We start from the raw sequence: 25,382 nt of genomic DNA on the forward strand, positions 1-25,382 counted from the left end.
CTCCTACAGCTATAGTAAAAAATGATTTAGATCAAAATAACTTCCGGAAACCAAGTCATTTAAGATTTCTATATACTTGGATGCCATCACACTAGGTCTACGATCTTTATGCGCAATCCAACCAACCGTGAATACTTCATTACTCTCAAATGGAATCGTCTTCAGTCCATTACCGTTCAGATCGGATGCCATGATTCCTGTACCCACTGTATAACCGTCCGTGCCCATTAATAAATTGGTCAAGGTTGCCCGGTCATTCACTTTAATATTCTTCTCAATCTGAGAAAAACTTAACATTTCCTCCGAGAAGTGAAGTGAATTGTTCTCACCCTGTTCAAAAGTAATATACGGAAAAGGTAAAATATCGTCCTGCGAGATCCTTTCCTTCTGGGCAAGCGGATGTCCAGTTCTAACATAAAGATGTGGGTCAGTATTAAAGAGTGGCGTGAATTTCAGATTACCGTCACTGAACAGCTTATTCATATGCTTATAGTTGCTCTCGTTAATATAAAGAATCCCCAAATCGCTACGGAGAGTACGCACATCTTCGATGATGTCGTAGGTTTGCGTCTCTCTCAAGCTGAAGTTGTACTCTGAGACATCACTTTGCTTCATGAGACTCACAAAAGCATCTACCACAAAAGCATAATGCTGAGTCGAAATGGAAAAATAGATTGGGCTACGCTTTTTCCCAGTATAACGATTCTCCATAAGCTCTGTTTGTTCAATGATTTGACGGGCATATCCGAGAAATTCCATTCCTTCTACAGAAATGCTGATTCCACGGTTCGTCCTTTCAAAGATGGTAATCCCAAGTTCATTTTCAAGCTCTTTAATAGCGTTGGACAGGCTCGGTTGAGAAACAAAGAGTTTCTTTGCCGCCTCATTCATGGAGCCACTATTTGCAATTTCGATAGCGTAGCGGAGCTGCTGCAACGTCACTCCTATTCCCCCTGTTCCAGACCTATTCGTACTACATTCTGTTTCATACTAGCTGATATCGTAGCATAAATACACATCTCATTCCAAGATAATCCTTATTATGTGCCCAATAACGCGTACTTATTGTGTTCTCTTTTTCCCAGCATCAATCTTGGCAGGATCTAGTCCTTTCCAGATATTTGGCATATCAACCTGTTCTGGATGCTCAAAAACTAAAAAAGCTGTAGGCAAATACCGCTCACCATATTGGGATGAGGGTTTATTCATAATCTCATTATCTTTTACTAGTACCGTAGAAGATCCACCATCCAGATTAGCCGCTATCACAGCTCCATGCTTAAGCAAAATTTGCTGCACATCATAGAGATTCGCTCCAATACTATAAGTAGGCTGTCGTCCGTCAATTACCACAAAAATAATAGCGCCATCTGCCCGCTGACCCATTGCTGTTCTAGGTGCAATCCCCCAACCTTCTGCTGCATTCTTAATCAATCCTTTGCCATTGACGATTAGCCGCGGGCTAAAAGTAACTGCCTCCTGAACCCCCATTTTACTAATCTCATCTAGCGTATAATTCCCTGCAACCATTTTCCCTTGTTTATCAAGACCAACAATCTGTGTAGATTTTTTACCGCCAAGACCGTTGTAATATAACTTACCTTGTGAGACTACAATTCCTATGGGTTTAAACCCGTTACCTTTCCAGTTCGGATCAGCGAACCCACCACCGTTAACTCCAGCGATAGCGCCTGTACGCTTCACCATACTGGTTACTTTTTCACCTGAACCAATCTTATTAGGTATTCCTAGTCGGACTTTGGTTGGATCATTAACAATCATTACATATCCGGTATAGCCACTGCCTGAGACATTCTCAATCTCGACAAGCGGCTTCTCTACCACCTCAGGTTCGGGAGCGATCGTATGTGTATCTATTTCGTCCCCCATCTCTTCAAAACGGGCGGTATATTCGGTTACCCGTTCCTTTAGTTGATCTTCACCTATAATATATTTAGCCATATAGCGATGTTGTGTTGTAATTAGCGTATCTGCGATTGTATAACGTAAGTTCTGAGCCGAGGGTGCAAAATAAAGCCATCCACCAGCAGCGATCATTAAGAATAAGCAGAATAAAAAAACTTTGGATAAGGTGCGAAAAAAACTTCGTTTCTTCCGCTTTTTTATTGGTTTCTTTACAGGTTTCTTATTGCGTGCATTGGAACGTTGAGGTAATGATGAAGTGCTCACTTCTGAGTATTCCTCCCTAAATATTACTAATTTGATAATATGTACAACTCGTCCTTATCATAGACGATGATTTTCGTTAAAAGTTTCTATTTGAGTAATAGTCATCATTTCAAAAACAAAAAAGAGCAGGTTTCCAATATCTTGGCTACCTGCTCATCTAAAGCTAAACAAAATCTAATGTCTTCCTACTCCACCGCCGCTGCTAGCGCTACCGCCGCCGCCTGATGAGCCACCACCGCCGGAATAACCGCCACCACCTGATGAGCCTCTATCATCATCATCTGAGTAGCTGCGGCTGGATGAGCTTGAAGAATGTCTTCCTGCTCCTCCACCACTGCTGGAACCTCCACCACCATGGTTCTCGTTGCTTGAGGAATACCTTCCTGCACCGCCACCGTTAGTAGAGCCTCCGCCACCACTGTTTCCCCAGAAACTTGATTGCGAATTGTTTGTATTCCTATGGTGGTGATGATAATAACGTCTGTGCCAGCGTCTGCCATAACCGTAATCCGCTTGACCATGCCAAGGACCATAACGGCGTATATTCCTTTGGCTATATGGATTAAATGGCAAACCATACATTTCTATATATCTATTGCGTCGTGAAGCAGTAAATCCAAATAAGATAAGCGAACCAAAAATCGCTGAGAAAATTAGAAAAGCCTTGCTTTTACTAACCGCCTCACCTCCACTTGTAGCTGTAGTAGAGGAAGAACCAGAGTTCGTTGTAGTTCCAGGATTAACATTGTTTCCGTTGTTTCCAGTGACTCCTTGCGGATGATCCGCTCTAGCTAACAAGAAACTGTAGAACGAATTAACTGTCGTTGTAGCTCCCGTACCGTAATCTTTTTTCACAAATTGGGGTTCAAGCACGGTATTTAAAATATTACTAATAGCCTCATTGGTTAAAACCTTGTCGATATCCTTGCCTTGTAGAACATGATAGTTGTCTCCGCCTATGTCCAATACCAGCATAACATCCTTAGGACCCGCACCTACCGAAGCAAACTTCATATAGGTATAGTCCTGCAATGTTTTATCTCCAGCATTTTTTACGGTGACCACATAAATTCCACTTCCGGTTGTTGTTTTATATCTGTTGCTGGAATCGTTCAGATAGTCTTTAGTTACTTTTTTGAGCACACCCGCATTATCGGATACGTAATTTTTGGTGCCAACATTTTCTGCCCAAGTGCCGCCCATAGCTTGAATAAAAGCTCCATACGTCTTCCTAGCACCATTACTGTATGTTTTAGCTGCGAAATCCGGCTCAAGATATTGTGAAAGAATCTCTTTAATCTTACTGTTAGGCAATGATTCCTCTATACCTTTACCTTGTACCGCCCAATAATCATCATCTTTTATAGAAAGGAGCAGCAGCAGACCGTTATTTTTATCCGCAGCCCCCACACCCCAGCTATTGAAAAGCGATTTTGCATACTCTTCCATCGAAACCCCTTCAGTAGAATCGACAGTTACAAGCACAACTTGAGCTCCAGTAGCCTGATGTAATCGAATACCGTAGTTCACCATGTAATTCTCTGCTTTCTCGTCAATCACATTCGCAAAATCATTCACATAAAATGACCCTGTATGCTTAGGTACAGCAGTTTTGGCTAAACTTACGGCCGGCAAAAGCAATACACTTAACAATAAGGCAGCAAGTGTGGTATGTAGCAGTATTTTTAGAGTTCTCGTGTTCATATGTACCTCCTGATCTATCATTATCTCTCTTATTTATCGGTTACGCGCGGTTAGCGGAATAGTTCCATTTTATTCTAAACTGGAAATTACACAACAGGAAAAAACGGTTAGAGTTTATGAGGCGGGTGATTTGAGGCGTGCGAGTCACTTCAGGGGCAATCATCGTGTTGTGTTGATGGATCAAACTCAAGAGCATTGGAGAAATGGAATCCCCTACTGGATAACATACTTTTCACTGATGCATCGGACTCAGGAGACGTTATTCTGTTTATTTGAGCGTTTGTGGCAGGCTATCGGACTCAGTTGCAGCTATTTACTCAAAACCACACTGTTTATCCACAAATGTTGGCCAATAAGTGCTATACAGTCCGATAACGCAGCAAAATGAGATTAAATGGCGAAATAGCTGCAATACGGTCCGTAACACACTGAACTTCCTTAGATACTTGAGATAATGGGAGTTTTGGATCCTTCTTAAACTTCTTAGTTACTTGAGGTACATTGGAGTTTTGGAATCCCCTGCTTGATAACACACTTTTCGCCGATTCATCGGACTCAGGAGACGTTATTCTGTTGATTCGAGCGTTTGCGGCAGGCTATCGGACTCAGTTGCAGCTATTTACTCAAAACCACACTGTTTATCCACAAATGTTGGCCAATAAGTGCTATACAGTCCGATACCTCGGCAAAATGAGCTGAAATGCTGAAATAGCTGCAATACGGTCCGTAACACACTGAACTTCCTTAGATACTTGAGATAATGGGAGTTTTGGATCCCTCCTACTGAGATAACATACTTTTCGCCGATGGATCGGACTCAGGAGACGTTATTCTGTTGATTCGAGCGTTTGCGGCAGGCTATCGGACTCAGTTGCAGCTATTTGCTCAAAACCACACCACTTATCCGCAAATGTTGGCCAATAAGTGCTATTCAGTCCGATAACGCAGCAAAATGAGCTGAAAAGGCGAAATAGCTGCAATACGGTCCGTAACACACTGAACTTCCTTGGCTACTATACAAAATGGGAGGTTTGGAATCCCCCTTGAACTTCTTAGCTACGTGTAATAATAGGAGATTTGAATCCCCCTTAAACTTCTTAGTTACTTGAGATACCCGTTATCTGGAGATATACAGCCAATACTCCAACAACAAAAAGGCTCAGCCTATAGCTGAACCTTTTACTTGCTTTTTAAAGCCGATTAGTTGGATCTAGCGCTCATGTTCCGTTAAAAATCAAACAGCGTAGTGGTTAAGTAACGTTCACCGGTATCCGGCAGAATCACCACGATGGTCTTGTCCTTATTCTCAGGACGCTTAGCGATTTGTGTAGCTGCGTAAACAGCTGCTCCGGAGGAGATACCCACCAGCAATCCTTCTGTTCGCGCAAGAGCACGTGATACGCTATAGGCATCATCATTTTTCACCTGAAAAATCTCATCCACCACTTCATTATCGTAGTTCTCCGGAATAAAGTTTGCTCCAATCCCCTGAATCCCATGTCCCTTAGGACGGCCTCCTGATAAAACAGGAGAGTCAAACGGCTCGATGGCGACAATTTGGACTGCGGGGTTCTTTTCTTTCAACGCTTTCCCAACACCCGAGATAGTGCCTCCAGAACCAACACCCGCTATGAAAATATCAACATCTCCATCGGTATCCCGCCAAATCTCCTCTGCTGTAGTCGTTCTGTGTATTTCCGGGTTCGCAGGATTGCTGAATTGTTGGGGAATAAATGAATTTGGAATTTCCGCAGCTAATTGTTCTGCCTTTCTTACAGCTCCGCTCATTCCTTCAGTTCCCGGTGTTAACACAAGCTCAGCACCTAATGCCAGCATTAATTTACGGCGTTCAATACTAAATGTATCTGGTAGGACGATGATCAGTGAATACCCTAAGCTAGCAGCTGCAAAAGCAAGTCCTATCCCAGTGTTTCCACTAGTAGGCTCAATAATGACAGAATCTTTATTAATGAGACCTCTCTCTTCCGCATCTTTGATCATTGCATATCCAATACGATCTTTAACACTACCTGCAGGATTAAAAGATTCCAGCTTGGCAAGAACCCTTGCTTCTACGTTTTGGGTTTTACTATACTTTGAAATCTCTAATAACGGTGTATTTCCAATCAGATCGGTTAAGCTCTTATAAATATTAGCCATAATGATCCGCACCTCATTTCTTAATTTCCAATCAAATTACTCTGTATTAAGTCTAGCAGGATTTAAAGGATTTACAACCTATTCATTCTTAGTAGTCGCAAACTTGAGGCCTTTAATTCGTACTACGTCTAACCGAAACACTTGACTCTCGCACGATTAATCGCGGATCAAGCTGCACCCTTTGATACTCCCCGGTAATATTATCCTGAATACGTTGCAAAAGAAGCTGTGTGGCTAATCGTGCCACTTCATTCCCCATGATCGAGACCGAACTAATCTGCGGACTTGTAATGGTTGTCCATGAGTTATTATCTACCCCAACCACCGCCACATCTTCTGGAACACGAACGCCTAATTCTTTAAAACGATTCACAATACCTATGGCCACCATGTCATTCACTGCATAAATAGCATCTGGCATATGCGTCAGGCTGTAGAAATAGTCAGCGGCTTGTAGTCCAGTTTGCAAGGAAAAGTCTTCGCCAAAATATACAAGCGAAATATCCACTTGATTTAAAGCTTGCTGATAAGCAAGATAACGATCTTCAATAAGATCTTTTTGTGCCCCTGCATATGCAATCCTAGTACGACCGATATTGATTAAATGCTCCATCACTAATTGTCCTTCAAAACGTGACAAACTAACGATGTCAGCTTTCACATTTTCTGTGATTCTTTTCCCGTAGTTAATGATAGAGACCGGAACACTCGATTTATTAATTAACTCTACCATGGTCTTTGGATAAGCAAGAGGCATGATAATGAGTCCATCTACATGTAATTTTTTGACCTCACGGATTGTTTCGAGCTCAGTCCGCGGGTTGCCAGAAGTATTAATCTGGATTACCCGATAGCTATGTTGTTTGGCGGCTTGCTCTACGGACCAGGCGATATCCGGAATAATTGCGTTGCGAATGTCAGGAACGGCCAGAGCAATTTGCTTCGTTTGGCGGATTTTGAGGCTTTGCGCAGAGGTATTTGGAGTGAAACCCATCTCCTCAATCACTTGCAGTACCAGCGCCTTGGTCTTGGAACTAATTCCCTCTGAATTATTAATGGCTCTTGAGACAGTAGCAATACCTACCCCCGCCCGTTTCGCTACATCCTCTATGGTTACTTTGTTTTTATTAGCCACTCTGATAGTCCCCTTATTTCCGGAATCGTTTTCGTATTTATCTCTATTCCACTCATCTAAAATCAAAATTCCAATGTATAGATTATAACATAATAGTACATAGAAGAATACTTATCTCAACGACTAATGTGAGCCTAAAGGCTTGATATAACTCTGTTTTAGTGAAATATTTCACTAATTTTCAATATTAATATTTTCATTATTTAAATTTGACAATATGAAAATTATGTGACATATTTGTTCTCGGAAACGTTTCCTCTTTTCCAGAAATAAAACACTATTTATTATCAATTATTAATCTAGGAGATGAATGATATGCAAGCATTAAGATGGCATAACGTCAAAGATCTACGGTTAGAAACGATTGAAGAACCAGCAGCCCTTGAAGGAAAAGTGAAAATCAAAATCGAATGGTGCGGAATTTGTGGCAGCGATCTTCACGAATATGTAGCCGGCCCTATTTTCATTCCCCAAGGAACAGATCATCCCCTTACTGGTGAAAAAGCTCCAGTCGTAATGGGACATGAATTCTCTGGACAAATCGTAGAAGTAGGTCAAGGCGTTAGCAAGTTTAATGTTGGTGATCGCGTCGTCGTCGAGCCTGTTCTCGCATGTGGTGAATGTGTGGCTTGTCGACAAGGTAAATATAATCTTTGTGAAAAAATGGGCTTCCTAGGTTTGGCTGGTGGTGGCGGTGGATTCTCAGAATACGTCGCAGCAGACCAACATATGGTGCACAAAATTCCAGACAGCTTATCCTATGAACAAGGTGCTCTCGTGGAACCTTCTGCCGTTGCTCTACACGCTGTTCGTTCCAGTCAACTGAAGGTTGGAGATAAAGCTGTAGTATTCGGTGCTGGCCCAATCGGTTTGCTGGTCATTGAAGCTTTGAAAGCATCCGGCGCAGCTGAAATCTATGTGGTAGAACTTTCCGAGGAACGTAAGAGTAAAGCTGAGGAACTTGGTGGTATTGTAATCGATCCTAAACAATATGATGTGGTCGAAGAAATTCAAAAACGTACCGATGGTGGCGTAGATGTTGCGTTTGAAGTGACAGGTGTACCTCCCGTTCTAACCCAAGCCATTAATTCCACTAAATTGAGTGGACAAATCATGATCGTTAGTATTTTCGAAAAAGATGCTACGATTACTCCAAACAATATCGTACTTAAAGAACGCAACTTAACTGGTATCATTGGTTACCGTGATGTTTTCCCCGCTGTAATTAGCTTGATGGAACAAGGGTACTTCCCTGCTGAAAAACTTGTTACTAAGAGAATTAAACTGAATGAAGTGATTGATCACGGGTTTGAGGCTCTTTTGAAAGAAAAAAATCAAGTAAAAATCCTTGTAAGTCCTAAACAATAACCATAAGCAGCCTATTGGCTGAATCATAAAAGAAGGCGCTGCTCCAAGCAGCTCTTTCTAGAATTTGTAGCGGTCTCTGTTAAAAAACAACCAGGCAGCGATTCTCCGGGAATTGGAGTATCACTGCCTGGTGTTTTTGATCTGTGGGGGGTTTAAGCAAATTCATGGGCAAATCCTTATACGCTCTGGCTTAACTCGCTTAATCATCCGCTGATCCACCAAAGTATATTCATCCTCACTAAGCAGGAGTTGCAAGTCTGATGCCTTGAAGAAATCCTTTCCGACAGAACGTAGCTTCCGGTGCATTCCCTCTTGTTATACTTCTAGCACCTAATTTAAAGGATTCGAATGAGATAATGGAGAGTGATATAGGGTAAATGTGAAATAACTGCATTCTGTACACTTATTCCGTATGCAAAAGTAACTATTCTTGTTTTAATTGTATTCTGTACAATTAAAACCCTGAAAATCCACCTATAAGAAATTAAATGAGGAATATAGATGTACTAAATACAGTTATATCTATACCCCGACCAATTAAGGAATTATAGTTGTACAAAATACAATTAAACGCTCACTCTGCTTTAACAAATTGCTTCTGTCACCACTCTGATTCATCAATTATAGATGAAGTGTAGCTCCCTATGGAACGGCCCCTAGCCCGTTTGTTTGCTTCATCTATACTTATGCGTATTTATCATTTATCAGATAATGCAGATTCTCTTTTACAGCAGGCCATTCGGTATCCAATATGCTAAAGACCACATTATCATGAATCGATCCGTCAGACTTGATTCTATGCTTACGCAGAACCCCTTCTTTAACCGCCCCTATTCGTTCTACTGCTCTTTGTGACCTCAAGTTGTTCGCGACCACTGTAAATTCTACGCGGATCAGCTTTAGTTCTTCAAAACAATAGTGTAGCAGCAGCGACTTGCCTTCTGTGTTCACACTAGTTCTCCAATAGTCTGGTGAGATCCAGGTACATCCAATTTCAGCGTTACGATGAACCAAATCCGGATGCATAATACGAGTGGTTCCGATAATTCGCTCCGTTGCTTTATCAATGATAGTAAAGGTAATTTGTGAACCGTTCTTTTGATTCGCTAAAGCTGTTGAGATTAATCCTTGCACCTGCTCGTCCGACGTTATTTTTCGCCAGGTAAATTCCCAGATGTCTGGATTTCTTAACACTCTCGCCAATCCTTCTGCATGACTTTCATCTATTGGAACCAGCTTAATCGATTTCCCGTCAAGTATTTCAGTATTCATAACACTCATTTGGTGCACCGTTCTCTCAATGAAATATGCTGAATGATATCTGCAATTTCTTCCACACGAAAGGCGATATGGTCTGCTCCGGCTTGTTCAAGCTCTTCCTTGGGACCATAACCAAAAGTCACTCCAATAGATTCGACACCACAGCCAATAGCACCGATGATATCATGCTTACGATCTCCTATCATTACCGCTTCCTCTGGATGTATGTCATTCTCATCAAGCACGTACTGAATAACCTCTTGCTTCTTAGAACGGGTACCGTCCAGATTACTTCCTCCGATATGTTTGAAATAATGATCGAGCTTATAATGCTCAAGAATCTGTGCTGCAAAAACAGTCGGTTTGGAGGTTGCTACATACAATGAGTATCCATTCGTCTTAAGTCCCTCCAGCAATTGGGGTATACCTTCAATCACCATATTCTCAAATAATCCCGTGGCACTGTAACGCTCCCGGTAAAAAGCAACCGCTTGAAGCGCTTGTTCCTCAGTGAAATGGTGCAGCTCGATAAATGAATCATATAACGGAGGACCTATGTAAGGAAGAAGCTCATCCAAATGCTCGATCTGTATATCAAATTTGTTCAAAGCGTATTCTACGCTTTTGGTGATGCCTTCTTTGGGGTCTGTTAAAGTACCATCTAAATCAAATAAAATGTTTTGTAATCCTCTTCCCACGGTTGTCTTGCTCCCCTCGACTGTTATTATTGCATATATTTATCATACCTTCGTTTCCACATACTTTCCACATACTTCTCGAATACGATAAGTAACTGAAGCTATTACATATTATCGGAGGAGTATCTTATGAACATGACGCATTACATGTCTTTGCTAGCGGACAACCAGCCTTGGAATTTGATTATATTCATGGCCATCCCCGTGATTTTTGCTGAGACGATTACCATTACAGAGTTTATTATTTTGTTCACCAAGAATCTAACAGGCCCACTACGATCCTTCAACAAAGTCTGCAGCATACTCGCAGGGATATATTTCACAGGTGTATTCCTCTACTTGTTCCCAACTGCGTTTATTCCTTTGTCTGTGAATGGGGAATGGCACACATGGGTTGATATCGTAGCCGTGGGCTTCTATTTAAGCGGAGTACTCTTCTTATTGCCACTGGCTTTGTTAGATCTTGGTCTGATTGCCCGTAAACGATCGGAAGAGCACAAGATGAAGCTGCATTTTCTGCTTATTAGTGGATTCTTGGTCGTGGCGCATATCGCGATGATATTCGGGATGATTAATCCGGAAATTGTAGGGAGTATGGGTGGAATGGGCGATATGATGCATTAAAGTTTATTAACAAAACGTAATCTAAGACAAAAAGCAGATCAAGGATAAAACCTTGATCTGCTTTTTGTATCGTACCGGTTATCCTGCGTTTTGTACAGTTACCACAGTACGCTTCTTGCGTAATAAAAACATCAGTGGAAATCCAAACAACACAATAATGGAACCTACCACAAAAACATCATTCACACCCATCGTGAACGATAGCAAACGTATCGAATCTGTATTACTTGCACCGGAGCTGATCAACTCTTTAGAGTGGAGTAAGGATCTACTCGACAGCAGGGAGGTGAATACTGCAATCCCAAGTGAGCTTAACACATTGCGAACCCAGTTGTTGATCGACGTAGCATGCCCAGACCATTCGACAGGAATTTCCTCCATTGAGGCTGTACTGCTTGGAACATTGGCTAGTCCAATGCCGAGATTACGAACGACCATCGCCCACATAATAAAGCTATAAGATATGTTCGTTTGCAGCCGACTAAGCATGAATAAACCGATGAATATAAATAAAATTCCCGCAGAAATCAACTTCACAGGTCCGAACTTTGGATACAGCTTACCTACGATTGGACTCAGTAAGGCAAGGAGGATCGAGGACGGCAATAAAATCAGCCCTGTTTTAAGCGTTGTAGCCCCTTCTACCGTTTGTAAGAACAAAGGGGTTAAATAGGTTCCGGCATACATCGCAATCGTAACTAAACTATAGATACTAAGCATGGCGGTAAAACGGCGATTACGGAATACACGCAAATTCAGCAGAGGTACCTCCGCCTTCAGCTCGCGCAAAACAAACAAAACTAACAATACAACTCCCAAAAGGATTAACGATAAGGTTTTCCACGAAGTCCATCCCCAGCTATTGCCTTGGCTAAATGCAGTTAATAATGATAAACTACCGAGGACAACGGTAAGGAAACCAGGAATATCAAATGACTTCGGAATATTCATTCGATAATATGGAATTAACGTTAGGGTTAGAATAACAGCTATGATTCCAATAGGGATGTTAATTAAGAATAACCAATGCCAGCTGGCATATTGGAGCAGCCACCCGCTAAACGTTGGTCCTATGGCTGGCGCGACCATCGCGGATAACGACCAGAGGCTTACTGCAAAAGGTCTGCGTTCTCCCGGTATTACTTGAAATATGATGGTCATTGTACAAGCCATGATGAGACCGCTACACGAACCCTGTAGCATCCGAAATACAATTAATGATGTTGGATCCCATGCTAAAGCACAAAGCAAAGAGAACATGGTGAATCCCATCAAGGCGAAAAGATAAAGCCTTTTGTAGCTGAATCTTCCTCCGAGATAGCCGGCGAGTGGTGCGGTTACTCCTGTCGCCAGCATAAAACCGGTGACCATCCATTGCATGGTGTTCAGACTCGTATTGAAATGATCCATTAAAAGAGGAACAGCAATGTTGATCGTCGTTGTACTTAAGACAGAGACGAAATTTCCGAAGAATATGGCAATCATGATCGGCCAAAAATGTATTTTGCTTGCTTGATTTTCTTCCATGCTTCCCCTCCTCATTATTTTTTTATATGTCTACTTTTACATATATAAGGTGACTTGAATAATGTTATAATCGTATGATCAATATGTCAATGATGACATATCCCCGAAAAATTCAATGAAAACGGATTTATAATAACTGGAGGGCTTTATAGTAATGAATACACTGTCTTATGGACTTCTAGCTTTACTTAGCGCTAACTCATTGTCTGGATATGAATTAACTCAGAATATCAAGCCGCTCTGGCGTGCTGGACATAGTCAAATCTACCCTCTATTAATGAGCATGGAGCAGCAAGGTTATATCACCTTTAAGCTCATTGAACAGACCGATAAACCGGATAAAAAAGAATACTCCATTACGAAAGCAGGACTGGAGCAATTGCGGCAATGGGTGGAAACTACTGCAGAGCCTCCGGTGCTACGGGATGAGCTGCATTTTAAGCTGTATAGCTTATGGCTATCCAACCCGGAAGAAGCCAAGGACCTATTGCTAAAACGTGCAGAGTTTTGTAAAAGTGAGCTGGAGCGATACAAGGTTTTGCTCAAAGCAAACGAAGTCTTACGTGATGAACGCGGTGAGACGCGTGAGTTAAAAGCCACCACTTTTGGACGTTATTTACTGATCCACAAACGTGTGCTTGATATGGAGAGCTCTATACAATTTTGCGAATGGGCACTTGAAGAGCTTGAGTCGAATAAATAACATTATAAACATGCAAAAAAGAGACCTCATTTTGTATCTGAAGTCTCTTTTTACTTACATTTATTCGGATTTAGATAGATTAAATAGTTGCACCTCGCAACGAGTACCCGCTCCAGGCTGACTCATCATTCGAATCTTGCCTCCATGCAATTCCACCAGCTTTTTAACAATGGAAAGCCCCAGACCTGAACCACCGTATTGTCTTGAACGTGATTTCTCTACCCGGTAGAAACGTTCGAAGATATAGGGAAGCTCTTTCTCAGGAATACCTATTCCTGTATCTTCAACTATTAGAGTTGCAGCATCCGCTGCAAATTCCACATGAACAATAATCTCGCCTTCATCCGTATAACGAATTGCATTTTCCAGAAGGTTCATTATAATCTGTTCCATACGTTTTTGATCTCCACGGATCATATACGCATCTCCGCTAAGCTGAAGCTTCAGGTGTAATCCCTTCTCTTTTGCTTTCAGTTCAACTCTGCGCACGGCTTGTTCCGCTAGCTTACTGAGATCGATCCACTCTTGGGTAAGTGTAACCTTTCCTTCCTCCATCTTTGCCAGTTCAAATAAATCATCCACCAGATGCTGGAGCCGATGTGCTTCCTGATGAATGATGTCCAGGTATAGATCTCTTTCCCCTTCGGTCTCGTAAAGTCCATCTTTTATAACCTTGGTGTACCCCTCCAAATATGTAATGGGCGTTCTCAGCTCATGTGAGATATTTGCCAGAAATTCCTGCCTTGTATCCCTGTATCGTTGCAGATCGACAGCCAGATCATTTATGGCCTCTGCCAAAAAACCAATCTCATCGTTACTACGTATAGACAGTCTCGTTTCCAGCTCGCCTGTCGCGATTTTCCGGGTTGCCTTTTGCATCTTGATCAGAGGTCTGGACAAAATCATGGCGATCACACCAGTGATCCCTAAAGCCAATATAAAAGCCCCTATTCCTGCAATCAGCAGCAGGTTCCGGATGGAAGCCAAAGATTGCTTCATACTCTCTGTAGAGGACATTACATAAAGTGCAGACTGAGTTGTATCCCCCTCCATTATTGGTTTTCCAATGATAAAATAAGAATGTCCAGCAGGATCTTTATACTCAAAATCAATACTTTTCCCAGCAAAAATCCTACTAACATCCGAAGCATGGATGAATGAACGATCCAAACGATCATGTACACCCGAGTGGAGTATCACATTGCCATCCTTTGAGATATTAAAGATACTGACATCCGAAAATTCTGCAAAGGTACTCATCATCTGCTCGTTTGAACTATCCTGCGATTCCGCCATTCCAATAAAATGTGAGGTGAGTTCCTCCGTCTCTTTTTGCATCTCGTTGTAATAGAAGCTTGTAAACATCCGGTCTATAGTAATTCCAAGAACAAGCAAAACAACCACAAAAACAGACATAATAACAAAACCAAGCTTAAGTCCGATGATGTTATTTTTCATACCTGATTACCGGGAGCATGAAATTTATAACCTAATCCCCACACCGTCTGAACCGGATTATAGGCTAGGCCTGCTTTATGTAGTTTCTCGCGGATATTCTTAATATGAGTGTCAATAACACGATTCTCCCCCTCATAATTATTCCCCCATAATCGCTCCACCAGTTCTTCTCTCGTAAAAACCCGGGTAGTGTTTTGCGCCAAAGTGGCCAGTAGATCAAACTCCTTGAGCGTGAATTCAATGGATGTATCCTGAATATGTACCTCCCTAGCTTCTGGGTATATTTTAAAATTAGGGTATGTGAGCACCTTTTCCTGAGGTTGTTGAACAAAAGTAAGTGTTGAACGCCGCAGCAGAGAATAAATCCTAGCCACTAATTCTTCCGGCTCAAATGGTTTAGTAAGATAATCATCTGCACCTATACCGAGACCACGTACCTTATCCTTGGTTTCAGAACGTGCGGTTAGCATTAGAATTGGGATAGAGCTTGACTCCCTCACCAGCTTGCAGACCTGCCAGCCATCCATATCCGGCATCATCACATCCAGCAAGATTAGGTCAAAGCTGTGTTGTTTCAACAGTTGGAGTGCCTCATGACCCGTTGACGCCTCTTTTGTAGACATCCCTTCTTTACTTAAATAAATCCGCAATAAATTCCGCATGTTCCACTCATCATCTGCGATCAGTATCTGTAGCTTATTCAAGCCGTTCACCCTCTTTATGACCTAGTTCTTCTCATTATACAAAAAAAACACAGAACAAGCCGACATCATCCCTAAATGATGCCAGCCTGTGATGATGGTTAGTGGCCGGAATGCGGATTGCCTCCTGCAGCAGGTGAGATTTCTAGCATGTCATCGATTTCACTTTGTGCTCGCTCATTTATTGTAAGGTTATCCCCACTTATCCAAGCATGATTGTAAGGACCTTCTGCTGGTGAATCTTGAAATTTAGGTTGAAGCTCCATCATATACTCCATTACTGAATCTGGCAGCCCGTCTTTTTCCGTAAAAATAAGCGGCGCATGTTTCCCCAAATGAGAAAAAGGCGCAGCGGCGATAGCGAGCATCGTTGAATCCGTGGTTAACAAAGACAGGTTATGACCGGGTGTATTGATTCCCCAGCCGAATCCGTTATTGGCATCCTTAAAACTTGCAAAAGCTATAGCGTTCTTAAAAACATCTTCTCCAGCTATACGGAGAACTGTTCCGTATTCTTTTAATTGCTTTTCTACATCTGCTGAGACAATGTCTTCTGGTCCTAGGATGTAAATGGTTGCGCTACCTCCACGTTCTTTTAAAGCCTCGACCGTTGAGTTAGGAATTTCGTCTTTGGTTACAAAGAGAAGAGGTTCAGGCATATGTGCGATCCAATTCACTGCTGGCAACGTGTACTCAGGGCTATCCATAGAACCAATAATGACCGACTTTGGAAGTTCACCCGCTGCTTTGGCGTAATAAGTATCTATAGCCTGAGCTACTGCCGCTGGCTCATCCCCTTCTATCCGGTCTACTTTTAAATCAATGGCCTTTAATTGTTGTTCGACATTGGATGCCATAGGCCCAACAAGCACTACCTGAACCCCTTTATTGCCTTCAGCACCTATTGGATTCAGTCGCTTAAGTTCAGCGAGAGTAACCTCAGGAACCCCTTCTTTTGTAGTATACAGTACAGGCCCATTACTGGGATGATGAATCAAATCTGCACTAACTGCGGCGATCTGCCAATTACTCACATCCGTCAAAACTACACTTGAAGGTCTATTATTCTTTGTTTGCGCAGTCCATAAAGTCTGAGAAACTAACACTGCGGCTTGAATCGGATCTGAAGTGTTAATACGAGTAGTATTCTTCGTAGCTATCCATGGTTGCTCCACCGTTGCAGAACTAGCTTGCGAATTAACCTTAGATGGAACATTATTGCCTGATTGGCAGCTTGTTAACACTGTACTCAAAAGCAAACTAACGGCAACAAATGGTATGATTTTTTTCATCCTAAACCCTCCTGTGTGATGTTCTCGCTTGATTTAGAGTAGTTTAGTCTACAAATGTGTGGAAAGTATGTAGAATTTAAAATAAATAAAATTTGTATATAATGCAAAAAGAGCATCCCGTAAGCCATGAATGACTCAGGATGCTCTTGGTTTAAAGTTTTTTCAACACTTACCAGTGTTTAGCGATAAAAGTATCCCGACCGGATTGCTCCCGATCTTCTTTGTAGTGCTTGGGATTCTTATGATGATAATCCTGATGATACTCTTCTGCACGATAAAAAGTTGGCGCCGGAAGAATTTCCGTAACGACTGGACCGGAGAATCTGCCACTGACCGCAACCTGTTCCTTCGAGGCAAGAGCTGCTAAACGCTGTTCTTCATTATAATAGAAGATCGCTGTCCGGTACTGAGTTCCTCGATCCTGGAATTGCCCACCATCATCGGTAGGGTCAATCTGAGGCCAATATAATTCAAGCAGCTTCTCGTATGAAAAAAGCGCTGGATCAAACGTAATCTGCACAACCTCGTAATGCCCCGTTGTTCCGGTTTTGACTTCTTCGTAGGTTGGATTCTCAGTTAACCCTCCCGCATATCCCGATACAATTCCATGAATACCTGGTAATTCCTCAAACGGTGTCACCATGCACCAAAAACATCCGCCTGCAAACATCGCTTGTTCCATATGATCCAATCTCTCCCTATCTATCTTCATCTAATTAAGAATATATGCTATGACGATAAAGCCAAAAGATCATAAAGTCAATGGAAGTCCGAAGCACCATTAGAATTCAATTCTCCAAAACGTTATAATATAACAACAACAGAAGTAGAAAGGAATGCGCTATGAGAAAAAATCGTTTAGGACAATCCGATTTGTATGTAAGTGAAATAGGACTTGGCTGTATGTCTTTGGGTACGGATGAGGCGAAAGCCATTTCCATTGTTCATGAAGCACTCGATCAAGGAATCAATTTTGTTGATACAGCAGATCTTTATGATGAGGGCCGTAATGAACAGATTATTGGCAAAGCCATTCGTCAACGTCGACAGGATGTAATCCTGACCACAAAAGTTGGCAACCGCAGAATTCCCGGCCAAGAAGGCTGGAGCTGGGATCCTTCAAAAGCCTATATTAAAAATGCAATCAAAGATAGTCTCAAACGGCTGCAAACCGATTACATCGATCTATACCAGCTGCATGGCGGCACTATTGAAGATCCAATTGACGAAACGATTGAAGCTTTTGAAGAACTTAAGCAAGAGGGTCTTATCCGCTATTATGGGATCTCTTCTATTCGTCCTAATGTAATTAGAGAATATGTGAAAAAATCAAATATCGTAAGTGTTATGAGCCAATATAGCATTTTAGATCGACGTCCTGAGGAAGAAATCCTTCCTCTGCTAGCTAAGCATGGAATTAGCATGATCGCACGCGGACCTTTAGCAGGGGGCATACTGTCAGAGCGTGGTCGCAGCAAGGCGGAGAAGAATTACTTAGATTACAGTAGTGAGGAACTTCTGAATTTACATGATCAGCTTTCGCAGGAAACTAGTGACTCGCGCAATCTTGCACAAACAGCGCTTCATTATCCACTAGCCAATCCATCTGTAGCCGTTATTATTCCTGGGGCGAGCAGTCTGGAGCAATTAAAAAGCAATGTAATGGCTGCTGATGTAGCTCCACTCACTTCGGAGGAACTTGCAGACATTCAGCGGATAAGCAAAGCAAATCGTTACAAGCTTCATGTATAGATTAGTCACTTTCGTTAAAAACAATGGGGTGTCCATAGCCATACAATGGCTGTTGGGCACCCCCTACTTTTTGGAGCTACCTGATCGCTGAACTAATCCTTAAACTTGGTTTAATTAAGTACTAATCACACTTATGAATCGCACTATAGGACATAGTTGACCTTATACGCTACTTTTTCCTATATTAAGGGTGCTCGCGGACTCCATAGCCGCTATGAGCATGATAATCACCATATATCACCCTCTATTTAAGGAATAGCAGCACTGGAGTCCGAAATCATGCTCCAACGCCTAAATATATACAAATAACGTCATCTGGGTCCGAAAGTATTCAAGTCACTCCGCGTGACACATCCAGCCTGCCATAATTCCAGTAGAATAAAATCGAGTGATTCTTGTGAAGCCTGATTCTTTCAATAACTCTTCAATTTGTTTTTCGGGAAGGAAAGAAATTTTTGTAATATTGCTACTTACATTATCAAACGCATCGGGAGATTCATACCCTGCAACCCAAAAGCTTTTCCATACGTTTATTCTGTCGTGGAGTTCAGGATCATCCAAATCTCCATATGCACTTACGAGAACAAATGGAGCACCCGGTTTCAGATTATCCTTTATGGAGCGTAGCAATTTCAATTTTTCTTGAACATCATGGATGAAATGAAGGACCAAAATACAACTTGCCACATCGAACTTTGAGTCCTGCTGAGGAAGATCATCGATTGTCCCAGAAATCAGACTGACACGGCTCTCTAAGCCCAGTTCATCTATCTTTAATTTCGCGATCTTAAGCATATCTTCCGAAGGATCCACTCCAGTAAATGTCCAGTTTGGGTTAGATGGCCCCCATGCCGAAAATTCATTTCCTCCGCCCGCACCGACCACGAGCATAGATACAGGGATGTCACCTAACTCGAAGCGAAAATAAGATTGGATCATCGAAAATAATGAATCATAAGAGGGAATCGAAATATGAGTGGTTTTTTCATAGGTCGCCCTCTTGGCATTTAATTTTTGCTCTTCAGTCATTGTAATCATCCTCCATTGTTTTAAACTTCATATTTTAGTATCAAAACCCACATTAAAGTCATTACGGATTTATATTGTCTCTAATAACCCCGAAAAAAGAACGGATCTTTACTCCGCCTTCATCGTTTTTGCCAAATCTGCAATTTTCGTGTTCTCTAAGTACTGCTCCATCTGTCGCTCAGCGTCAATCACAACCTGTTGAATCAGACATTCACTTCCGTGATCTAGACTGCATTCAAAAAAGGAAGCCGTTCCTTCGATTGCATGGATAATATCCAAAAAAGAGATTTCTTCCGACTTGCGTCTGAGACGATAACCACCATTAGCACCAGGTGCAGATTGAATCAATCCAGCCTTCACTAGCTTAGTCATCATTTTGGACAGATAGGTTTGGGAAACACCTAACTTCTCAGCAAGCAATTGAACACCCACCGGCTTATCAGACGCCACCGTCACCATATAGAGCATTGCATGAAGTGCATAATCTGTCGCTTGGGAATATTTCATTCAGCACCTCCATTAACGACTTTAGAAATCTATGATAACTCTAACATTGCTAAAAGGCAAGTTTGTTCGCTTTTTAAAAGAGAAGAAGCTCAAGAATCTTTGTCCCAAGCTGGCTCATTTTTTGCTTCAAAAGTAACGATAAAAACCGGAGTTTTATATAGATGTTTTTGCTGTTGCAGCGTATTTTTTTCCAGAGCTTGTTCTGAAAATAATTCAAAATTAGGGTTAGACATTAATAAATACTCAGCCATAATATTCTTAACTGTGATCATCCGAATGAACTCCCCTCAACTAAATTGGAGTATACTCACCACTAAACTCAAATTCATAGTCATTAGCGATACGGATATAGCCATATACGCAATGCCAGCGATCTCTGTAGAAAACACTGGAATAATTCTGATTATCCCTATTTCCTTCAGCAACTAAGATCTCCTTGTCATCGCATGCTAAAACAATACCTGTATGATCGTGAGGGTCATTAGTTAGCAATTTTTCATAAATCACAATATCACCACGCTGAGGAGTAAACCCCTCTTGCCCGTCAAAATAAAAAAATGCGGTCTCAGGTAGTTGCGCCCACTCTAACCATGCCCCTACGCCAGCTAATCGAAAATCAGCATTCGGATATCGAATCGGCAGCAGAAATCCAGCTTGCATACAGCAGTAATATACAAATGCTGCGCACCAATTGTTTTGTAATACTTTATAAATCGCTTGGTCAGGCCAATATTTACAGATTTCTCGATATCGTTCGTTTCCTGGTATTCCAACAATGTTTTCTTTTCCAAATGCTTCAGCAATAGTAGCTAACTTACCTCGTTTATCCGTAGGCTGGAGAACTTCAGCCCCGCTGCTGTAATCTATCTCTTCCAAAAAATCCTCTGGAATCGTCATTTCACGAAGTACATTCCGAAGCCTATTCGTGTCCTGTTGTGTTACATTACATCCCCTATTCTGCAAGTGTAATTGTAGAACTTGAGCATCCTTTAGAATCTCTTCATAGGGACCCTGAACTTTATTCCTGTCCCCTTGATGGAAGATTGCCTTTAGAATTTGAGTCAGCTCTTCTTTGGTAAACATATTCAAGTCTCTTAATAAAGGCCTTATGGTATCTGCACTGTTGGGACCTGGAAATTCCTTGACTCCGGTTTTGAAGAAATAATAATTATGAAGCAGTCCTATAATGGCTGCCAATTCCTGATTTTGTTCTCTTTTCACGGCAAGCAATGAAGCGAAACTAGACACTCCGTACAGGTGAACACACGCTTCCTGTTTCCGTTGTTCGCTACCTATAGACATGATCATTTCTTGAACAAGCACACGCACACTATCGAGGCGCTGGTTTACTTTTGTTATCAGGCGTTGAGTCACTGGAAACCTTCCCTTCCGTTACTACTCAGCTGTAATAATATTAAAACTAATACTGACATGAATCTTTTTATTAATTCAGTCCCTAATGACTTCCTTTTTATGTCCATCCTTGACGAACTCCACACCAAAATAATCGGTATTACCGTTCGCCCCGAATTCAGCAATCCGAGCGTCAGGCTTACTCTCAAAGTGAATGTTATGTTTAATATTAGATCTTGGAAACAAGGTAATCTCTTGCGGCTGAACCTCTGCGAATGACCAGATCCCTTGAGGATTACCGTACTCTCGAAAGATTGGACGGATCATAACGGTTTCATTTTGCCCGCCATAGTTGATTAGCCTGATTGTACATTGAACCTGCACAATATCCTCTTGAGTACCGTACATACAGTGCGAATCTTTTTCCAGAAAATCCACAACTTCAATTCCTTCATTGTTCATATTCACAAGATAATACAATCGTTCTGTTAGAAATGGATATAATATAATGAAAATGATGATAGCAAGCAAAACGGTTCTGCCTACATATTTTTTATAACACTGTCTAAAGTGCTTTATAGTTAAATTCCCACTGAAAATTAACAAAATGATCCCGAATATTGCTGAATAATGTAAACCATGGTTTGTCGCAGGTTCGCTCCAAGGTGGAATTCCAATAGTTCTGAAGAGGTAATCCCCAAACATAGTCCCCTGATGTGTGATTCCCACAAAAACTAAAGAAAACAGCAAAAATAAAACAGCTATCCAACCTTTACCCTTGGTCATTTCATCCCTCCCAACCAATAACAGTTATGTCTTCTCTATCCTCTAAGGAAAGATTCCTATGCATATGCAGTTCAATTTTTTTACCGCTAAAACTCAAAGTGTAATCAACTACGTAAGGGGTTTCAATGTAATATACCGTGAGGATTAATTTGGAATCATCATATTGCCAGCTTGCAGATGTACAAACTTCCTGCTCACTAAGGGATAAGTCTTTAATAAATAAACTTTTTGCATGGGTAGGCCTTGAAAAATCGAACGGAAATTCATCTAAATGATCGTCGTAAAGTAAAGAAAAACTAAGGTGCTCTTCTTCAATCTTCAGTGTTAATTCTTTGATTTTATGCTTATTATCTTCAAAGATATAAATTCCACTGTACGATCTATAATCTACTTTAACAATCCTGTTTACTAAGGAGGTAAATGTAGGAGGTTTAATAATGTTAGATGCAACCGTTGGCCAATCAAAGTTCAGTAATTTTGCATATATGATATCTAAAAAATCCTGTAACTTCTTCATCTCGGTAAAACTTGAAGTTGCAGCAATCACAATCTCTTGACTCGGATCAATGAAACACAATTGACCAAAAGCTCCATTCCCCATCTTACATCCATTCCTGCACATAAAGAACTGATAACCATATCCGTTTGACCAGTCAGCCTTATTTTGTCCCCAACGATTATCGCTTTGTTCATTTAGCGCCAGCTTTAAATAATCTTTCGAAACAATTCTACGACTATTGTAAACCCCTTGATTGAGGAGCATCTGGCCAAATTTCGCAATTGCATCTGTTGGTATGCTTAGTCCCATTCCACCAGCAACAATTCCTAACGGGCAAGTCTCCCAATCCGGTCTTTCTATGTCCAATGGCGTAAATAATCTTGGCATTAGAAAATCAACAAGATTTTCTCCAGTCGTCTTTTCGATAATAGCCGAAACCATATAAGTGGCGTGTGTATTGTAATTGTAATAACTTCCCGGTTCATCTTCTACGTCCAAAGCTAAAAAGGCACGAACCCAATCATTTTGCTTGGCTATCGCACCATATATATTATTGTTATGTCCTGTATTCATGGAAAGAAGATGATGTATCGTCATCTTCTCTAAATTAGGTGAAATTGAGCTAGGAAGCTGATCCGGGAAAAAAGAAACCACTTTATCCGTTAATTCAAAATAACCCTTATCCCATGCTATGCCTGCTGCAATAGATGTAAAGCTCTTACTTAGAGAAAATAAAACCTGGGGAACGTTTTTGCGGTACGGTTGACGATAAAACTCGGTAATAACTTCTCCCTTACGCAATAGCATAAAAGTATTAACCGGTAAATCAGATCGTTCAAGTTCTTCATAAAACTTAGACAGCGCTTGGGTCAAATTCTCTGGATTATCCATTTAAACCTCGCTTGTCGTTATATTTTTGAGTTTTCTAATAATCTCAGGTGGAGTGCTAAGTCTCGTGTCAGGTCTCCTCCATTTGTTCATTTAGACGGCAACCTTCTCATACTTAACCTAAAGACTTGTTATACCAAAAATAATCTTCAACGATTTACGACTCTTCTTACATATTTTCAAGCCTTGTTTTAAGTCTAGAATGATTACAGTTTTGCCAATCCAAATCCTTAAATATAATGAGCGGAACTTTACCGGTTTCACTATGCCTTTTTCTTCATATTCCGTTCCATCCTCTAACTCCGTTTCAGTTCTAATAAGCCATGTATTGCCGAGACCAAATTCGATATACTTCAGAATCTATCTCCCCCCGTACATGAGCTGCTTTTATTGCTCAATAGTTTTTATAAGATAAAGGCAGAGATCATCGTCCACACAAACATGTGCCCCAGGCTCAACAGGCTTATTATCGTACATGATTCCCCGCCCATCAGGGATAAAACCACGCTTTATATACATCCGTTGTGCGGTTCCATAGTCAGCGTATAATCCAAATCCAATACCAATAGTATTAGATATAGTAAAAGCATCTTTTTCAAGAGCTTCAATTAATACACTTCCTACCCCACGTTTCCTAAATGGCGGGATGACGTCAAAGTTTTGAATTTCAGGTATATTATTCTCTGCAAAATAAGGATATTCCGACCTGAATACCACATGTCCCCATCCAACAAACTCATTTTCACAAAAAGCTAAAAGTGTAACTCGCTTTTCATTTTGATTTTCTTGCCAACAACGTTGGACATAATCAAGAGGTTGGCTTACGTCATGCTCAGATAACCCCGTATGTATAATATCAATATCGTTTTGTGTCATTCGACGGATTTGTAAAGGTAAGGCCATAATATAATTTCCTCCTAACTTATTAAATGAGTCCATTCCTATATTAACATACTAATTAGGATTAATCTGGTAAAAAACAATTATTGTTAAACGAACCTGTCAGATAAAAGAACAGGCTGCCGAATATACCGGCAGCCTGTTCTGATTTTGTTATTTTTTTATTTCTTTAAGGTAAAAGTCATATAATTGATCAATAGATGAACTGGAAAAGATAGAAGTGGCTTGTTCAATTTTCTCACGTTTCCAATCGAACCAGCGCATTTCCTTTAACTTTTCGATTTCTTGATCTGTAAACCGTTGCTTGATCACTTTAGCAGGATTGCCGCCTACTATCGTATACGGTGGGACATCCTTTACAACAACTGATCCTGCCGCAACAATAGCACCTTCGCCTATTTTCACACCGGGCATAATCATTGCATTCATCCCAATCCAGGCATCACTAGCAATGATTGTATCCCCTTTGGATTCGTAAGAGTTTGCAATCTGGTCTACAAAAGGATACACGGTAATCCATTCAGGATGATGATTGTGATTCCCACCCATGAGAATAATTACACCACTAGCAATACAAACATAATTTCCTATAATCAATTTATCTAAATCCCAGCCATAATCTTCACTGGGATTAAACAACTTTCTTGATTGTTCATCACCCCAAAGGTATCTGACACACCCATCTTCAAAATCAAGATTATCGTAATAACCAGAGTAGTAAGAGTACTCTCCTACCTCAATCATTGGGTTGGTGACAATATCCTTTAAATACTTAATTTCAGACCAGTGGCTGAACTGATGTTGTTTCATTTTCTTTCCCTCGCTTCTAAGTAATGTAATTCATTTAT

The 25,382-nt window shown here is 41.1% G+C and carries 25 protein-coding genes; 4 read left to right on the forward strand and 21 right to left on the reverse strand.

Translation table 11 applies throughout. The features are described from left to right. Positions 1–9: 9 nt before the first annotated feature. The 5 genes from MHI15_RS22795 to MHI15_RS22815 form a co-directional block, all read right to left on the reverse strand. Complete coding sequence (locus MHI15_RS22795; protein ID WP_076105621.1) at positions 10–942, reverse strand: LysR family transcriptional regulator; 933 nt, start codon at positions 940–942, stop codon at positions 10–12. A 120-nt stretch (positions 943–1,062) separates the two neighbouring features. After that, positions 1,063–2,190: a phosphodiester glycosidase family protein gene (locus MHI15_RS22800; protein ID WP_076184510.1), complete on the reverse strand. Its 1,128-nt coding sequence runs from the start codon at positions 2,188–2,190 to the stop codon at positions 1,063–1,065. Between the two features lie 174 nt (positions 2,191–2,364). Then, positions 2,365–3,894 carry a TPM domain-containing protein gene (locus MHI15_RS22805; RefSeq protein ID WP_076184509.1) on the reverse strand — a complete coding sequence of 510 codons (1,530 nt, stop codon included), beginning with the start codon at positions 3,892–3,894 and terminating at the stop codon, positions 2,365–2,367. A 1,227-nt stretch (positions 3,895–5,121) separates the two neighbouring features. Further along, positions 5,122–6,054, reverse strand: coding sequence for a cysteine synthase A (gene cysK / locus MHI15_RS22810; protein WP_076129370.1), 933 nt, complete (start codon positions 6,052–6,054; stop codon positions 5,122–5,124). 112 nt (positions 6,055–6,166) lie between these two features. Beyond that, positions 6,167–7,189: a LacI family DNA-binding transcriptional regulator gene (locus MHI15_RS22815; protein WP_076129369.1), complete on the reverse strand. Its 1,023-nt coding sequence runs from the start codon at positions 7,187–7,189 to the stop codon at positions 6,167–6,169. Positions 7,190–7,504: 315 nt separating this feature from the next. On the opposite strand from MHI15_RS22815, the gene MHI15_RS22820 reads away from it, so the two are divergent. Further along, entirely contained in the window at positions 7,505–8,557 is a 1,053-nt protein-coding gene (locus MHI15_RS22820; protein ID WP_341164922.1) for a 2,3-butanediol dehydrogenase, read from the forward strand. A 684-nt stretch (positions 8,558–9,241) separates the two neighbouring features. Here MHI15_RS22820 and MHI15_RS22825 read toward each other — a convergent pair. Both MHI15_RS22825 and MHI15_RS22830 read right to left on the reverse strand, forming a co-directional pair. Further along, complete coding sequence (locus MHI15_RS22825) at positions 9,242–9,829, reverse strand: GNAT family N-acetyltransferase (protein ID WP_254848863.1); 588 nt, start codon at positions 9,827–9,829, stop codon at positions 9,242–9,244. 5 nt (positions 9,830–9,834) lie between these two features. Continuing rightward, complete coding sequence (locus MHI15_RS22830; protein WP_076185867.1) at positions 9,835–10,515, reverse strand: HAD family hydrolase; 681 nt, start codon at positions 10,513–10,515, stop codon at positions 9,835–9,837. A 129-nt stretch (positions 10,516–10,644) separates the two neighbouring features. Between MHI15_RS22830 and MHI15_RS22835 the strand changes: the two genes are divergently transcribed. Continuing rightward, positions 10,645–11,139, forward strand: a complete 495-nt coding sequence (locus MHI15_RS22835; RefSeq protein ID WP_076129365.1) for a DUF6803 family protein — start codon at positions 10,645–10,647, stop codon at positions 11,137–11,139. Between the two features lie 78 nt (positions 11,140–11,217). Here the strand turns inward: MHI15_RS22835 and MHI15_RS22840 are convergent, their stop codons facing one another. Beyond that, entirely contained in the window at positions 11,218–12,666 is a 1,449-nt protein-coding gene (locus MHI15_RS22840; RefSeq protein ID WP_076302010.1) for an MDR family MFS transporter, read from the reverse strand. A gap of 154 nt (positions 12,667–12,820) precedes the next feature. On the opposite strand from MHI15_RS22840, the gene MHI15_RS22845 reads away from it, so the two are divergent. Next, positions 12,821–13,369 carry a PadR family transcriptional regulator gene (locus MHI15_RS22845; RefSeq protein ID WP_076129363.1) on the forward strand — a complete coding sequence of 183 codons (549 nt, stop codon included), beginning with the start codon at positions 12,821–12,823 and terminating at the stop codon, positions 13,367–13,369. A 60-nt stretch (positions 13,370–13,429) separates the two neighbouring features. On the opposite strand, the gene MHI15_RS22850 is transcribed toward MHI15_RS22845, so the two are convergent. From MHI15_RS22850 to msrA, 4 genes are all read right to left on the reverse strand, one after another. Beyond that, on the reverse strand, positions 13,430–14,827 hold the full coding sequence (locus tag MHI15_RS22850; RefSeq protein WP_341164923.1) for a sensor histidine kinase: 1,398 nt from the start codon (positions 14,825–14,827) through the stop codon (positions 13,430–13,432). Further along, the gene (locus tag MHI15_RS22855; protein WP_341164924.1) at positions 14,824–15,531 is read right to left on the reverse strand and encodes a response regulator transcription factor; all 708 of its coding nucleotides are present in this window, start codon (positions 15,529–15,531) and stop codon (positions 14,824–14,826) included. Before MHI15_RS22855 ends, MHI15_RS22850 begins: the two co-directional genes overlap by 4 nt. Before the next feature lie 98 nt (positions 15,532–15,629). Further along, complete coding sequence (locus MHI15_RS22860) at positions 15,630–16,820, reverse strand: ArsR family transcriptional regulator (RefSeq protein WP_076302007.1); 1,191 nt, start codon at positions 16,818–16,820, stop codon at positions 15,630–15,632. A gap of 169 nt (positions 16,821–16,989) precedes the next feature. Further along, a complete protein-coding gene (gene msrA / locus MHI15_RS22865) occupies positions 16,990–17,502 on the reverse strand; it encodes a peptide-methionine (S)-S-oxide reductase MsrA (protein WP_076185882.1) in 513 nt (170 codons plus the stop codon). Positions 17,503–17,663: 161 nt separating this feature from the next. On the opposite strand from msrA, the gene MHI15_RS22870 reads away from it, so the two are divergent. Beyond that, positions 17,664–18,572: an aldo/keto reductase gene (locus MHI15_RS22870; protein WP_076306768.1), complete on the forward strand. Its 909-nt coding sequence runs from the start codon at positions 17,664–17,666 to the stop codon at positions 18,570–18,572. A 336-nt stretch (positions 18,573–18,908) separates the two neighbouring features. Here the strand turns inward: MHI15_RS22870 and MHI15_RS22875 are convergent, their stop codons facing one another. The 9 genes from MHI15_RS22875 to MHI15_RS22915 form a co-directional block, all read right to left on the reverse strand. Further along, on the reverse strand, positions 18,909–19,601 hold the full coding sequence (locus tag MHI15_RS22875) for a class I SAM-dependent methyltransferase (RefSeq protein ID WP_076302004.1): 693 nt from the start codon (positions 19,599–19,601) through the stop codon (positions 18,909–18,911). A gap of 108 nt (positions 19,602–19,709) precedes the next feature. Beyond that, positions 19,710–20,108 (reverse strand): RrF2 family transcriptional regulator, encoded by a 399-nt coding sequence (locus tag MHI15_RS22880; RefSeq protein WP_076306767.1) that lies wholly within the window; start codon positions 20,106–20,108, stop codon positions 19,710–19,712. An 89-nt stretch (positions 20,109–20,197) separates the two neighbouring features. Beyond that, positions 20,198–20,380 carry a hypothetical protein gene (locus MHI15_RS22885; protein WP_076194255.1) on the reverse strand — a complete coding sequence of 61 codons (183 nt, stop codon included), beginning with the start codon at positions 20,378–20,380 and terminating at the stop codon, positions 20,198–20,200. Positions 20,381–20,399: 19 nt separating this feature from the next. Beyond that, a complete protein-coding gene (locus MHI15_RS22890) occupies positions 20,400–21,482 on the reverse strand; it encodes a CHAP domain-containing protein (protein ID WP_254848978.1) in 1,083 nt (360 codons plus the stop codon). Between the two features lie 75 nt (positions 21,483–21,557). Further along, positions 21,558–22,247, reverse strand: coding sequence for a hypothetical protein (locus tag MHI15_RS22895; protein ID WP_076306766.1), 690 nt, complete (start codon positions 22,245–22,247; stop codon positions 21,558–21,560). A 1-nt stretch (position 22,248) separates the two neighbouring features. Then, on the reverse strand, positions 22,249–23,637 hold the full coding sequence (locus MHI15_RS22900) for a serine hydrolase domain-containing protein (RefSeq protein ID WP_076308553.1): 1,389 nt from the start codon (positions 23,635–23,637) through the stop codon (positions 22,249–22,251). Positions 23,638–23,754: 117 nt separating this feature from the next. Next, positions 23,755–23,991: a DUF3977 family protein gene (locus tag MHI15_RS22905; protein WP_076194262.1), complete on the reverse strand. Its 237-nt coding sequence runs from the start codon at positions 23,989–23,991 to the stop codon at positions 23,755–23,757. A gap of 30 nt (positions 23,992–24,021) precedes the next feature. Further along, positions 24,022–24,537, reverse strand: coding sequence for a GNAT family N-acetyltransferase (locus tag MHI15_RS22910; RefSeq protein ID WP_076129354.1), 516 nt, complete (start codon positions 24,535–24,537; stop codon positions 24,022–24,024). Positions 24,538–24,687: 150 nt separating this feature from the next. Continuing rightward, positions 24,688–25,344: a CatB-related O-acetyltransferase gene (locus tag MHI15_RS22915; protein WP_341164925.1), complete on the reverse strand. Its 657-nt coding sequence runs from the start codon at positions 25,342–25,344 to the stop codon at positions 24,688–24,690. Positions 25,345–25,382 lie beyond the last annotated feature (38 nt).

It is taken from the genome of Paenibacillus sp. FSL H7-0918, assembly GCF_038007025.1.
Taxonomy (GTDB): Bacteria; Bacillota; Bacilli; order Paenibacillales; family Paenibacillaceae; genus Paenibacillus_AQ; species Paenibacillus_AQ odorifer.

Coding starts and splice junctions, on each gene's coding strand:
- MHI15_RS22840 (WP_076302010.1), bottom strand. CDS start 12,666: ATGGAAGAAAATCAAGCAAGCAAAATACATTTTTGGCCGATCATGATT.
- MHI15_RS22850 (WP_341164923.1), bottom strand. CDS start 14,827: ATGAAAAATAACATCATCGGACTTAAGCTTGGTTTTGTTATTATGTCT.
- msrA (WP_076185882.1), bottom strand. CDS start 17,502: ATGGAACAAGCGATGTTTGCAGGCGGATGTTTTTGGTGCATGGTGACA.
- MHI15_RS22900 (WP_076308553.1), bottom strand. CDS start 23,637: ATGGATAATCCAGAGAATTTGACCCAAGCGCTGTCTAAGTTTTATGAA.
- MHI15_RS22915 (WP_341164925.1), bottom strand. CDS start 25,344: ATGAAACAACATCAGTTCAGCCACTGGTCTGAAATTAAGTATTTAAAG.
- MHI15_RS22875 (WP_076302004.1), bottom strand. CDS start 19,601: ATGACTGAAGAGCAAAAATTAAATGCCAAGAGGGCGACCTATGAAAAA.
- MHI15_RS22845 (WP_076129363.1), top strand. CDS start 12,821: ATGAATACACTGTCTTATGGACTTCTAGCTTTACTTAGCGCTAACTCA.
- cysK (WP_076129370.1), bottom strand. CDS start 6,054: ATGGCTAATATTTATAAGAGCTTAACCGATCTGATTGGAAATACACCG.
- MHI15_RS22860 (WP_076302007.1), bottom strand. CDS start 16,820: ATGAAAAAAATCATACCATTTGTTGCCGTTAGTTTGCTTTTGAGTACA.
- MHI15_RS22910 (WP_076129354.1), bottom strand. CDS start 24,537: ATGGCCTTACCTTTACAAATCCGTCGAATGACACAAAACGATATTGAT.
- MHI15_RS22895 (WP_076306766.1), bottom strand. CDS start 22,247: ATGACCAAGGGTAAAGGTTGGATAGCTGTTTTATTTTTGCTGTTTTCT.
- MHI15_RS22835 (WP_076129365.1), top strand. CDS start 10,645: ATGAACATGACGCATTACATGTCTTTGCTAGCGGACAACCAGCCTTGG.
- MHI15_RS22805 (WP_076184509.1), bottom strand. CDS start 3,894: ATGAACACGAGAACTCTAAAAATACTGCTACATACCACACTTGCTGCC.
- MHI15_RS22885 (WP_076194255.1), bottom strand. CDS start 20,380: ATGATCACAGTTAAGAATATTATGGCTGAGTATTTATTAATGTCTAAC.
- MHI15_RS22880 (WP_076306767.1), bottom strand. CDS start 20,108: ATGAAATATTCCCAAGCGACAGATTATGCACTTCATGCAATGCTCTAT.
- MHI15_RS22870 (WP_076306768.1), top strand. CDS start 17,664: ATGAGAAAAAATCGTTTAGGACAATCCGATTTGTATGTAAGTGAAATA.
- MHI15_RS22820 (WP_341164922.1), top strand. CDS start 7,505: ATGCAAGCATTAAGATGGCATAACGTCAAAGATCTACGGTTAGAAACG.
- MHI15_RS22825 (WP_254848863.1), bottom strand. CDS start 9,829: ATGAATACTGAAATACTTGACGGGAAATCGATTAAGCTGGTTCCAATA.